10 protein-coding genes and 1 pseudogene are annotated in these 12416 nt (G+C 73.7%); 6 read left to right on the top strand and 5 right to left on the bottom strand.

The genetic code is table 11. The features are described 5' to 3' along the window. The 3 genes from G5C65_RS19175 to G5C65_RS19165 all read right to left on the bottom strand — a co-directional run. Window positions 1-862 (bottom strand): GHMP family kinase ATP-binding protein (locus tag G5C65_RS19175; protein WP_165300100.1); only part of this gene is annotated, 862 nt, incomplete at its 3' end. Further along, window positions 859-1353, bottom strand: coding sequence for an NUDIX domain-containing protein (locus G5C65_RS19170; protein ID WP_165300099.1), 495 nt, complete (start codon window positions 1351-1353; stop codon window positions 859-861). The genes G5C65_RS19170 and G5C65_RS19175, both read right to left, overlap by 4 nt. Before the next feature lie 58 nt (window positions 1354-1411). Then, a complete protein-coding gene (locus tag G5C65_RS19165; RefSeq protein ID WP_165300098.1) occupies window positions 1412-2479 on the bottom strand; it encodes an NAD-dependent epimerase/dehydratase family protein in 1068 nt (355 codons plus the stop codon). A 203-nt stretch (window positions 2480-2682) separates the two neighbouring features. Here G5C65_RS19165 and G5C65_RS19160 point away from each other — a divergent pair, with 203 nt between their 5' ends. Continuing rightward, the gene (locus tag G5C65_RS19160) at window positions 2683-4431 is read left to right on the top strand and encodes an NAD(P)-dependent oxidoreductase (protein ID WP_165300097.1); all 1749 of its coding nucleotides are present in this window, start codon (window positions 2683-2685) and stop codon (window positions 4429-4431) included. Window positions 4432-4464: 33 nt separating this feature from the next. Here the strand turns inward: G5C65_RS19160 and G5C65_RS19155 are convergent, their stop codons facing one another. Further along, entirely contained in the window at window positions 4465-5340 is an 876-nt protein-coding gene (locus G5C65_RS19155) for a glycosyltransferase (RefSeq protein ID WP_165300096.1), read from the bottom strand. A gap of 186 nt (window positions 5341-5526) precedes the next feature. On the opposite strand from G5C65_RS19155, the gene G5C65_RS19150 reads away from it, so the two are divergent. The 5 genes from G5C65_RS19150 to G5C65_RS19130 all read left to right on the top strand — a co-directional run bounded on the left by G5C65_RS19150 (window position 5527) and on the right by G5C65_RS19130 (window position 12105). After that, on the top strand, window positions 5527-5979 hold the full coding sequence (locus tag G5C65_RS19150) for a Clp protease N-terminal domain-containing protein (RefSeq protein WP_165300095.1): 453 nt from the start codon (window positions 5527-5529) through the stop codon (window positions 5977-5979). A 152-nt stretch (window positions 5980-6131) separates the two neighbouring features. Continuing rightward, the gene (locus G5C65_RS19145) at window positions 6132-6662 is read left to right on the top strand and encodes a hypothetical protein (RefSeq protein WP_165300094.1); all 531 of its coding nucleotides are present in this window, start codon (window positions 6132-6134) and stop codon (window positions 6660-6662) included. Between the two features lie 112 nt (window positions 6663-6774). Continuing rightward, entirely contained in the window at window positions 6775-8181 is a 1407-nt protein-coding gene (locus G5C65_RS19140) for an FGGY family carbohydrate kinase (RefSeq protein WP_165300093.1), read from the top strand. Between the two features lie 181 nt (window positions 8182-8362). Further along, window positions 8363-10183, top strand: a complete 1821-nt coding sequence (locus tag G5C65_RS19135; RefSeq protein ID WP_165300092.1) for an ABC transporter transmembrane domain-containing protein — start codon at window positions 8363-8365, stop codon at window positions 10181-10183. After that, window positions 10180-12105, top strand: coding sequence for an ABC transporter ATP-binding protein (locus G5C65_RS19130; protein ID WP_165300091.1), 1926 nt, complete (start codon window positions 10180-10182; stop codon window positions 12103-12105). Before G5C65_RS19135 ends, G5C65_RS19130 begins: the two co-directional genes overlap by 4 nt. A 51-nt stretch (window positions 12106-12156) precedes the next feature. On the opposite strand, the pseudogene G5C65_RS19125 reads toward G5C65_RS19130, so the two are convergent. After that, window positions 12157-12416 (bottom strand): annotated as a pseudogene (locus G5C65_RS19125) (IS5/IS1182 family transposase); the annotation flags it as partial.

The raw sequence follows: 12416 nt of genomic DNA, 5'->3' as shown, positions 1-12416 counted from the left end.
GGCAGACCCCGACCAGCGCGCCGCCCCCGCCGGCCCCGCTCAGCTTCAGCGGCAGCCCGACAGCGCCGGCGGCGGTCTCGCGCAGCTCCTCCAGCTGCGGGGTGGACATCCCCTGCAGGTCCCGCATCAGGACGTGCGCCCCGTCCATCGCGGTGCCCAGGCCCGTCGTGTCCCGGGCGCACAGGGCCTCCCACACCGCCGCCGAGGTCTCCCGGGTGCGCGCCACGAAGTCGCGCAGCCGCGAGTCCCCGGCGGCGAGCCGCGCCCGTACGGACCGGATGTGGTCCCCGGTGTCCTTGCGGGTGCCCGAGTCGACGACCAGGACGGCCCAGTCCTCCGGGAAGGCGCGCCGGTCCCGGATGACGGGCAGCCCGCGGGTGCGCCCCTCCAGCAGCAGGGCCTCGCCGGCGAGGACGGCGAGCTGGTCCATGCCCCCGCCGTTGAAGACGGCGAACTCGAACTCGTAGGCCCAGCGCGCCAGCGTCGCCGCGGGGATCCGGGGCTCCGGCGCGTACGCGTCGGTGAACGCGCGGAAGAGCCCCACGATCAGCGCCGTCGACGAGGACAGCCCGCTGGCGGCGGGCGCGTCGCTGTGGACGGCCACGGCGGGCGGCTCCGGCGGCAGACCGGGCAGCCGCGCGCGCAGATACGCCCACACCTCCTCCGGCCAGCCGCCCGCGGCGCCCGCCGGGCCCGCCTGGTCCGCCGGGCCCGCCGGGCCCGCGCCGGGTGGCGCCACCGTCACCGTGGTCATCAGCTCCAGCCCGACGCTGACCGACTCGCCGCCCAGCCAGTCCAGGTCCTCCCCGGACAGGCAGGCGCGGCAGGGTACGGCCGCGCGTATCGCCTCCGCCCCGCTCACCGGGCCTGGAACCTTCCCGTCGCCCGGAACTCCCGCAGCATCTCCAGGGCCACGGCCGTGGGCGGGTGCAGCGGCCCCGGCGGGTCGGTGAGCGGGTGGAAGGCCGCGGCGGCCACCTCGTCCGGCGCGGGGGACAGTTCGCCGGACCACGTCTCGGCCAGGAAGCAGAGCGCGAAGCAGTGGGTGACGTCCCCGTTGGGGTAGGTGAGGGTGTGGATCTCCGGGTCGGAGAGCGAGCCGAAGGCGACCAGGTCCGCGCGGTCGACCCGCAGTCCGGTCTCCTCGGCCAGCTCCCGTACGGCGGTGCCCGCGAAGTCGCTGCCCTTCTCGCAGGCCCCGGCCGGGATCTCCCACACACCCGAGTCGGCGCGCCGCTGGAACAGCCCGCGCCCGGCCCCGTCCAGCAGCAGCACCTGCGCCCCCGGCACGAGCAGCAGCTCGCTGCCCACCGCCTGCCGCACCGACCAGATGTAGGAGCCGACATAGCTCATCCGTCCGTCCCCTTCCGTGATGCTCTTCCCGTTTCGCGGCATTCGGGCCCGGAGCCTGTCACGCGGCCTGTTCGGTCAGCCAGTCCGGCACGGCCTGCGGCGTGGCGGCGAGCCAGCGCACATACCGCTCGACGCCCTCGCGCACCGCGATGGCGGGAGTCCACCGCAGCAGCGCGCGGCAGCGCGCTGTCGCCGCGTAGCCGCCCAGCGGGTCCCCCTCCGGCCGGGGGGTGGTGATGCAGCGCGAGCCGGGGAAGTGCGGGGCGATGAGCTCGGCCACCTCCCGCACCGAGGTGGGCACGCCCGTCCCGACGTTGATGGTGCGGCCCGCCGCCTCCTCCTCGACGAGCGCCAGCGCCGTCGCGGCGGCCACGTCCTCGACGTGCACCAGGTCCCGCACCTGTACGCCGCCGCCGTTGAGCCGCATCGGGCGGCCGACCCGGGCCTGCATGGACAGCCAGGCCACCATCCACGAGTGGCTGCCCGGCTTGGGGACCTGCGGGTCCCCGTAGACGGAGAAGTAGCGCAGCACCGTGTACTCGGTGTCCGAGCCGCCCAGGATCAGCCGCGTCTGGTGCTCGCCCCACAGTTTGGAGTTCGCGTAGACGGACAGCGGGACCAGCGGCTGGTCCTCCCGGAACTCCTGCGGCCCGCGCGCTGCGTCCTCCCCGTCGCCGTACACCGCCGCGGAGGACGCCAGCACCAGCCGTCCGGCGCCCGCCCGCGCCGTCTCCTCCAGCACCACCTGCGTGCCCTGGACGTTCGCGCGGAAGGCGATGTCCGGGCGCCGGGTGCAGGCGGCCACATCGGCGTAGGCCGCGGCGTGCACCACGCGGTCCGCGCCGGCGAACAGGTTCCGCACCACGGCCCGGTCGCAGACGTCGCCGACCACCACCCGGGCGCCGAGCCGCTCCAGGCCGAACAGGGACCGGGTGGTCCCCGGGTAGGCGTCCATCCGGTCCAGCACCGTCACATCGGCCCCGGCGGCGCGTAACAGCGCGACCAGCCGGCTGCCCACCAGTCCCCCGCCACCGGTGACCACGACGCGGGCGCCGCTCAGCGCCGCCAGCCGGGCCGCGACCTCCGCACCGGCTCGTGCGACGGGCACATTCGACGTATCGGGCATGGAACTTCCCTCCGTGAGGCTCGTCGATCCGCTCCGTCGGATCAGGGTGTCGGCGCTGCTCCCGAACCCACCAGAGCGTCTTTTCGGCGGTCTTGCGGCCGGAGGAACGCCCGCCGTACTGTCCGGATCCGGCCGCCCGCGGTCGCCCCCCGGACCTCACACACGGAGGATCTGTGTCGCGCTATCGGATGAGCGGCTCCGTGATGACCCACCCGAAGCGGCTGCGCGCCGCGGAGAAGCTGGCCGCCTCGGCGCCGCCCGGCGCGCTGCGGGTCGTCATGGACCCGGACCCCGGCGGCAGGCCGTCCGTGCTGCGTACGGCCCTGGCGGCGTGGTCCGCTATCGAGGAGGACGCCACCCACCACCTCGTCGTCCAGGACGACATGATCCTCTCCGCCGGTCTCTTCGCGCGTGCCCGCGCCGCGATCGAGCAGATGCCCGACGCGGCCCTGGCGCTGTTCGCGCTGTGGGACTCCCGCAACGGCGCCGCCGTGCGCTTCGGCGCCCTGGCCGGGGCCCGCTGGGTGGGCGCCGTCAACGAGTACTTCCCGTGTGTGGCGATCGTGCTGCCCCGGAACGCCGCCGCCGGGTTCGTGCGGTACGGCAGGGAGCGGCTGGACGGCTGGCCGGACGACATCCTGATGTACCGCTATCTGAGCGCCCGGGGCATCCCCTCCTACGTCTCGGTGCCGAACCTCGCCGAACACGAGGACCACGGGAGCATCTCCGGGAACGCCTTCCGGGGCCCGCGGCGCTCGGTGTGCTTCGTGCCGTCCGACCTCCCCGGGGACGAGGGCGCGCGGCTGACCGGGCTGCGCGTCGTCCCGTTCTTCAAACACGGCGTCGCCCAGTGCGCCGTACGCCACCCCGGTCCTGGCCCCACCCGCTGGCTGCACCTCACCTGCGAGCAGTACCTGGACGGCGCCGGCGTCCGCACGGCGGGCCGGACCGGAAGAGGCCGACCGGCCATCGTACGAATGGCCGAGGGCATCGCCCCAGGCGCCGCGGACGCCACCTGGCTGACCGCCCTCACCATGGGTTTCACGGCGCTGCGGGAGGGCCACCGGGCCGACGGCGGCGGCACAGCGGGCACGCCCCTCCCGGACGCGGCCGTGGTCCGGGAGGCCCTGTCCACCGTGGGCCCCGGCGGCATCAGCCAGGGGCATACCGAGGAGCAGATCGCCGCCTGCCGCGACGCGCTGCTCCGGGTCGCCCGGGAAGGGCTCGACGCGGGGCGGGAGGAGGCGGCGCGCCTTCGCGCCCCCGGCGCCCGTACGCACACGCGCACGCCCTCCGTCGAGGTGCTCGGAGCTGCCACCCCGCTGGGCGAGCACCTGGTGCGCACGCTGTCCGACCGCGGGCACCGGGTCGCGGCCGGGACGCCCGGCCGCCGGACCGGGAGCGCGCCCGCCGCCACGGTCGACCTGCGCCCGCTGCGCGGGGGCGGGCCGGCGTCGGTGCGGGTGACCGTGCGGGCCAACGGCGCGCCGTACGCGCCCGCGCGGGTCCGCACGCTGCTCGTGGGGGACGTCTACGGTCCGGGCTGCGGCCGGGAGTCGCGGATCGGCCGCATGGTCTGGGAGGCGCTGCGCAGCCGCCCCGTGGTGCTCGACGACGCCGCGGAGAGCCCGGTCCACCCGCTGCACGTGCGGGACTTGGCGGACGCCGTCTCGCTGGTGCTGCGCACACCGCCGTCCGAGCCCGCCGTCTCCCTCGCGGAGGCGGTCCGCTGCACGGTGGGCGAGCTGGCGGAGACGGTGCGGGCCTCGGTCCGGCCGGTCGCCGTGGAGACGGGCGCCGCGACCGCGGCGGCCCCGCGCCGGGCGGACCCACCGGGCCCACCGGACCCGCCGCAGCTGCGCGGCTGGCGGCCGGCGGTCGGATTGGCGTACGGCCTCCACACCCACGCCCAGTGGCTGGCCTACGAGGGCGTACGGCTGGTGCCGCTCTGAGGGCCCGCCGCGGAGGGATCGCCGGGAACGGCCTCAGATGACCGGGGGCCGTCCCAGCCGCGTCATCCACCACACGGTGCGCCACCGCATCGGCCGCCGCTCGCCGCACGGTGTGCGCACGCCCTCGACGAACCCGCCCGCCCATGCCCGCATCCCCGTCAGCGACCGGCTGCGGGCCACGGTCAGCCCCGCCCACACGCCCAGGTAGGCGGGCACGAGGAGGGCCGGAAGGTGCCGCTTGGCCAGCCACACGCGGTTGCGGGCCACCATGCGGTGGTAGACGGCGTGCCGGGTCGGCGCGGTCCAGGGGTGCTGGAGCACCAGCTCCGGCGCGTAGCGGATCCGCCATCCGGCGTCCAGGGCCCGCCAGGCGAGGTCCGTCTCCTCGTGTGCGTAGAAGAACTCGTCCGGCCAGCCGCCGGTCTGCTTCAGCATCGGCACGGACAGCGCGTGCCCGCCGCCGAGGAACGTCGTCACCAGGCCGCCGCGCTCCGGGTCGCCGGCCCGCAGCCGGGGGACGTGCCGGCGCTGGGTGCGGCCGCGCTCGTCGGCGATGCGGAAGCTGACGATGCCCAGCCCGGGGTCCTCGCGGTACATCTCCGACAGCCGCTCGAAGACGTCGGTGCTCACCAGGAGCCCGTCGTCGTCCAGGTCGACCACCAGGTCGACGTCGCCGGCCTCCTGGAGCTCCCGCAGGGCCACGTTGCGGCCGCCGGAGACGCCGAGGTTGTCGTCGAGTTCGATGCCGGTCACGCCGTCCGGCAGCGGCGGGAGCGGGGCACCGTTGCCGACGACCACGATCCGGGCGGCCGGGACGCTCTGCTCGGCGACCGACCGCAGCAGCTCGCGCAGCTCGTCCGGGCGGTTTCCCATCGTCAGGACAGCGACGCCCACGCGGAGATGGCCCACAGATGAACACTCCGTTCCTGATAGTGCAGGCGATGCTAGACCCCGGGCGCCCGGCGCGCACACCGGGGGACCCTCCAGTGTGTCAATGCGGGTTGACACTCCTCTCTTGTCATCCTAGGTTGACAGTAGTGCCGGGGCAGCCGCTCAAGCACCAGGAGGGACCAGGAAGGACCAGGAGGAGGGGCCATGTTCGAGCGGTTCACCACGTCGGCACGGGAGAGCGTCATCGGCGCCCAGGAGGAGGCCCGGTCGCTGCGGCACGACCGGATCGGCGCCGAGCATCTGCTGCTCGCCGCCCTCCGGTCCCCGGGCCGGCCGGGCGCGGCCACCCTGGTGCGGCTGGGCGCCACCGCCGCGTCCTGCCGGAGCGCGGTCCTGACCGGGGCACCGGCCGGGGACCGGCCGCCGCGGAGGACGCGGCACCTGCCGTTCACCCGGAGCGCGAAGGAGGCGCTGAAGCGCGCCCTGCACGAGGCCGGCGCGCGATCGGAGCGCCGCATCGGGGTCGAGCACCTCGTCCTGGCGCTGCTGGGCAGCGACGACGAGGCGCTGACGGCCGTCCTGAGGCGGCTCGGAATCGACCCGGCCGAGGCCCGCGAGCGGGTCGCCGCGGACCTGGGCCGGACGTACGGAACGTAACTGCGCCGCGCGTACAACCCCTCCCGGGGGTCGCGTGTCTCACTGTGTACCGGGGCAAGCTCCACATGCCCCGGATAGCACCTTTCATCGAGTTTCATCGAGATTCCGACCAGTACTCCGTGAAAGAGGGGGAAATTTTCATGCGCAATGTCATGAGCACGCGATTCTCCAAGGGCCTGCTCGCCGCCGCCGCGACCAGCGCGCTGGTGCTGCTGCCCGCCGGTGCCGCCTTCGCCGGAAGCGGCCCCGCGGGCCCCGCGCCCGACCAGGCCAACCGCTCCGCCGCGCCCTCCCCGGAGGGCAACCCGGTCAGCAAGCGGGCCCAGGCCGCGGGCGTCTGCGACGACGCCGTGGAGATCGGCCAGAAGGGGCTGATCAAGCGGGGCGGGGAGACCATCGGCTCCGTGAAGCAGTTCTACTCGAAGAAGTGCAACGAGAACTACGGCTACCTGTGGGTGTGGGAGAGCTTCCACCAGGACGCCAAGCCGTACGACGTCACGCTCGGCGTCTACGACTACGCCGAAGACACCACGCACGGCAAGGGCTCCTGGAACGCGACCACGCAGCAGGAGTTCTGGACCGAGGGCACCGACACCGTCAAGAACTGCACCTCGGCGACCGGCACCCTGCGTCCTGCGGGCTCGTCGCTGCCGCACCAGGCGGCCTCCGAGAAGCGCTGCTGACCCGAGCGGGCGCGCCCCGGCCCGTCTGGCGCCGCCGGGCGCGCCCCGCACCACCTGATGTGATGGGTCCCTCTCCTTCCCTTCGGTGCCGAATAGGGCATCATTCCGGTCCATGGGGATAGTCGCGGGGCTGGACAGCTCAGCCGAGTACACAAGCATCGTCGTCTGCGACACGGACACGGGCGCCGTCGTCAAGCAGGGGCACGCCGAGCACCCCGGAGACCGCGACGACCCGCAGTCCTGGCTGATCTCGCTCGGCAAGGCCGCCAGCGGCGGCCAGCTCGCCGACGTCCAGGCCATCGGGGTCTCCGCACAGCAGCAGGGGCTCCTCGCGCTGGACGGCCAGGGGGCGCCGGTGGCCCCCGCGCTGCTGGGCAACGACCAGCGGGTGCAGCCGGCCGCCGCCGACCTGGTGGAGGCGCTCGGGGGGCGCGCGGCGTGGGCGCAGGCAGTGGGCACCGTGCCGCAGGCCGCGCACCCCGTCGCGAAGCTGCGCTGGCTGGCCCGGGAGCAGCCGGAGGCGGCGGCCCGCGTCGCCGAGGTCATGCAGCCGCACGACTGGCTGGTGTGGCAGCTGCTGGGCCGCCCCGCGCGGCGGGCCACCGACCGGGGCGACGCCTCGGGCACCGGCTACTGGTCGGCCGCCACCGAGGGGTACCGCCCGGATCTGGTGGAGCTGGCGCTGGGCCACCAGGCGGCGCTGCCCGAGGTGCTCGGCCCGGCCGAGGCCGCGGGGCAGACCCCCGAGGGGCTGCTGATCTCGGCCGGTACGGGCCAGACCATGGCGGCGGCCTTCGGGCTCGGCGTGGGCCCGGGGGACGCGGTCATCTCGCTCGGCGCCACCGGCTCGGTGTGCGCGGTGCACCATGAGGCGCTGACCGACCCGACCGGCACCATCACCTCCTACGCGGACGCGACGGGCCTGCACCTGCCGGTCGTCCGCACCCTCAACGCGACCCGTGTGCTGCGCGGCACGGCGGAGCTGCTGAACACCGACCTGGCAGGGATCGACGAGCTGGCGGCGCAGTCGACCGCGGGCGCCTCCGGGCTGGTGCTGCTGCCGTATCTGGAGGGCGAGCAGACGCCGCAGCTTCCGCACACCGCGGGCTCGCTGCACGGGCTGCGGCGCGAGAGCATGAAGCCGGAGTTCCTGGCGCGGGCCGCAGTGGAGGGCATGCTGTGCGGCCTGGCGGACGCGCTGGACGTGCTGCGCGGGCGCGGCGTACAGGTGCGGCGGGTGTTCCTGCTGGGCCAGGCGGCCGGGCTCTCCACCGTCCGGACCGCGGCGCCCGGACTGCTGGGCACCCAGGTGGTGGTGCCCGAGCCGGCCGACTACACAGCGCTCGGCGCGGCCCGGCAGGCGGCGTGGGCGCTCGCGGGAGGCGGTCAACCGCCGCGGTGGCCCGCGGCGTCCTGCCAGGTGTTCGAGGCCGGGGAGGAGATGGCGCTGGGGCAGGCGGTGCGCCAGCAGTATGTGACGGTGCGCGAGCAGACCTACCCGGGGGCCTTCTCCGTGTGATCCCCGTGATCCCCGTGATCCCCAAGATCACCGTGGTCCCCTTGTCGCGGGCCGCCGCCGGAATGCGATGGCGGGACGGGTTCTCGAAGTGCTAGACCACATCCGGAAACCGGGGGGCCGGGACGGCGCTCGCCGCTGCCGCGCGCCCCCGGACAGTGCTGTCTCTGGTGAGGAACTCCGTGTGCTGATCCGCGTCCTGGGCTCCCGACTCCGCTCGCACCGGCGGCCGATCGGGCTGCTCGTCCTCCTGCAACTCGTCCAGACCTCGGCGACGCTCTTCCTGCCGACGCTCAACGCGGACATCATCGACAACGGTGTCGTGAAGGGGGACACGGACTACATCCTGCGCTTCGGCGGGCTGATGCTCGCCGTCTCCGTGGTGCAGATCGTCTGCAACATCGGCGCCGTCTTCCTGGGCGCCCGCACCGCAGCGGCCCTGGGGCGCGACCTCCGGGGCGCCGTCTTCGACCGCGTGCAGTCCTTCTCGGCCCGCGAGGTCGGCCAGTTCGGCTCCCCCTCGCTCATCACCCGCACCACGAACGACGTGCAGCAGGTGCAGATGGTGGTGCTGATGTCGTTCACGCTGATGGTGACGGCGCCGATCATGTGCGTGGGCGGCATCGTCCTGGCACTCGGCCAGGACGTCCCCCTCTCCGCCGTCCTGCTGGCCGTCGTACCGGTGCTGGGCGTCTCGGTGATGCTGCTCGTACGGCAGCTCCGCCCGCTGTTCCGCACCATGCAGGAGCGGCTGGACGGGGTGAACCGCGTGCTGCGCGAGCAGATCACCGGCGTCCGCGTCATCCGCGCGTTCGTGAAGGACGAGTACGAGCGGCAGCGCTTCCACGGCGCCAACGCGGACCTGACCCATGTGCAGCTGCGCACCGGGCAGCTGCTGGCGGCGATGTTCCCCATCGTGATGACGGTGGTGAACGGGTCGAGCGTCGCGGTCGTCTGGTTCGGGGCGCACCGTATCGACAGCGGCGCGATGCAGATCGGCGCGCTGACGGCGTTCCTCGCGTATCTGATGCAGATCGTGATGGCCGTCATGATGGCCACGTTCATGTTCATGTCGGTGCCGCGCGCCGAGGTGTGCGCGGAGCGCATCCAGGAGGTGCTCGACACCGGGTCCAGCGTGGTGCCCCCGAGCGCGCCCGTGCGGAAGCTGGGGCGGCACGGCCGGCTGGAGCTGCGCGGCGCCGGGTTCGGCTACCCGGGCGCCGAGGCCCCCGTGCTGCGGGGCGTCGACCTGGTGGCGCGCCCCGGGGAGACCACCGCGGTGATCGGCTCGACGGGCAGCGGCAAGTCCACCCTGCTCGGCCTGGTGCCCCGGCTGTTCGACGCGACTGAGGGCACGGTGCTGGTCGACGGCGAGGACGTGCGGACGCTCGCTCCCGAACTGCTGGCGAAGACGGTCGGACTGGTGCCCCAGCGGCCGTATCTGTTCTCCGGCACGATCGCCTCCAACCTGCGCTACGGGCGACCGGACGCCTCCGACGAGCAGCTGTGGCGGGCGCTGGAGGTGGCCCAGGCCCGGGAGTTCGTGGAGCGGATGGAGGGCGGCCTTCAGGCGGAGATATCCCAGGGCGGCAGCAATGTCTCCGGCGGGCAGCGGCAGCGGCTCGCCATCGCCCGCCTCCTGGTGCACCGGCCGGAGATCTATCTGTTCGACGACTCCTTCTCCGCGCTGGACTACGCCACCGACGCGGCGCTGCGTGCCGCGCTGGCCGCGGAGACCGCCGAGGCGACCGTCGTCATCGTCGCGCAGCGGGTGGCCACCATCCGGGACGCCGACCGCATCCTCGTCCTGGACGAGGGCAGCGTGGTGGGCACCGGCCGGCACCACGAGCTGATGGCGGACAACGAGACCTACCGGGAGATCGTGCTCTCCCAGCTCACCGAGCAGGAGGCCGCGAGCGGCGCACGGGCGGCCGCCGCCCCGCCGACGACGAGACCCGCACCCAGCCGCACGGGCGGAGAAGCGAACGAAATGAGCGGCGCATGAGTACGCCAGGGGCCGGGGCGCCGCCCCGCCGGTCGATGGACTTCACCGGGTCGGGCAAGCGGCTGCTGCGGCAGTTCCGGCCCGAGCGCGGCCGGCTGCTCGCCATGGTGGCGCTGCTGCTGGCGAGCACCGGTCTGAGCGTGCTCGGGCCGAAGCTGCTCGGCGACGCCACCGACCTGATCTTCGCGGGGTTCATCGGACAGCGGCTGCCGGAGGGCGCCAGCCGCGAGGAGGCGCTGCACGGGCTGCGCGCCGCGGGGGACGGCGGGGTCGCCGACATGCTCTCCGGCATGGACTTCACCCCGGGCCGGGGCATCGACTTCGGTGCCGTCGGCGGCGTCCTGCTGCTGGTGATCGCGGTGTACGCGGTGGCGGGGCTGCTGATGCTGGCCTCCGGCCGGATCTCCGCCCGCGTCATCAGCCGGACCGTCCACCGGCTGCGGGAGCAGGTGGAGGCCAAGCTCTCCCGGCTGCCGCTGTCCTACCTGGACAAGCAGTCGCGCGGCGAGGTGCTCAGCCGGGTCACCAACGACATCGACAACCTCGGGCAGACCCTCCAGCAGACCCTGGGCCAGCTGATCAACTCGCTGCTGACCATCGTGGGCGTGCTCGTGATGATGTTCTGGATCTCCCCGCTGCTCGCGCTGGTCGCGCTGCTGACCGTGCCGCTGTCGCTGCTGGTCGCCACGCGCGTGGGCAAACGGGCGCAGCCGCAGTTCGTGGCGCAGTGGCGGTCCACCGGCGCGCTGAACGCGCACGTGGAGGAGATGTACACGGGGCACTCCCTGGTGAAGGTCTTCGGGCGGCAGCGCGAGTCCGCCGAGACGTTCCGGGAGCGGAACGAGGAGCTGTACCGGGCGAGCTTCAAGGCGCAGTTCATCAGCGGGATCATGCAGCCGGCGATGATGTTCGTCAGCAACCTCAACTATGTGCTGGTGGCCGTCGTCGGCGGGCTGCGGGTGGCCTCCGGCTCGCTGTCCATCGGGGACGTCCAGGCGTTCGTGCAGTACTCGCGGCAGTTCACCCAGCCGCTCAACCAGGTCGCCTCGATGGCCAACCTGGTGCAGTCCGGCGTGGCCTCGGCCGAGCGCGTCTTCGAGCTGCTGGACGCCGAGGAGCAGGCCCCGGACCCCGAGGGCGCCGATGCGGAGCGTCCGGGCGAGCTGCGCGGGCGGGTGGAGCTGAAGGACGTCTCCTTCCGCTACGCCGAGGACCAGCCGCTCATCGACGGCCTCTCGCTGTCCGTGGAGCCCGGCCAGACGGTGGCCATCGTCGGCCCCACAGGCGCCGGCAAGACCACCCTGGTCAACCTGCTTCTGCGGTTCTACGAGGTGCGCGGGGGCCGGATCCTGCTGGACGGCACGGACATCGCCGCGATGCCCCGTGCGGAGCTGCGGACCGGCATCGGCATGGTGCTCCAGGACACCTGGCTGTTCGGCGGCACGATCGCGGAGAACATCGCGTACGGGGCGCAGGAGTCCACCCGGGAGCAGGTCGAGGAGGCGGCGCGCGCCGCGCACGCCGACCGGTTCATCCGGACGCTGCCCGACGGCTACGACACGGTGCTGGACGACGACGGCGGCGACGGCACGGGGGTGAGCGCCGGCGAGAAGCAGCTCATCACCATCGCGCGCGCCTTCCTCTCCGACCCGGTGATCCTGGTGCTCGACGAGGCGACCAGCTCGGTGGACACCCGCACCGAGGTGCTGATCCAGCGCGCCATGGCCCGGCTCGCGGCGCAGCGCACCAGCTTCGTGATCGCCCACCGGCTCTCCACCATCCGGGACGCGGACGTGATCCTGGTGATGGAGAACGGCTCCATCGTGGAGCAGGGCGACCACGAGACGCTGCTGCGCGCCGACGGCGCCTACGCCCGCCTCTACCAGGCCCAGTTCGCGGAGGCGGTCACGGCCGTGGACTGACGCGACGGAGCGCCCATCAGGGGCGCGGCCCCCTAGGACTTGTCCGGTCGATCATGTTCGGAGCCAGATGGTGAGGGCTGCGGCGGTTGCGGTGCCGAGGTAGATGTAGCCGCGTTTGTCGTAGCGGGTGGCTACTGCTCTGGCGTTCTTCAGCCGATTGATCGCCCGCTCGACAGTGTTGCGCTTCTTGTACCGCTCCTCGTCGAAACCGGGTGGCCGTCCTCCGCCTGACCCTTTGCGCAGGCGGGCGGTCTGGCTGTCGGCCTTCTCGGGAATCGTGTGCTGGATGCCCCGGCGCCGCAGGTACTCAC

The organism is Streptomyces boncukensis (assembly GCF_011045075.1).
Classification (GTDB): domain Bacteria; phylum Actinomycetota; class Actinomycetes; order Streptomycetales; family Streptomycetaceae; genus Streptomyces; species Streptomyces boncukensis.
Note: the sequence above shows the minus strand (reverse complement) of the source record. Positions and strands in the feature narration are given on the sequence as shown.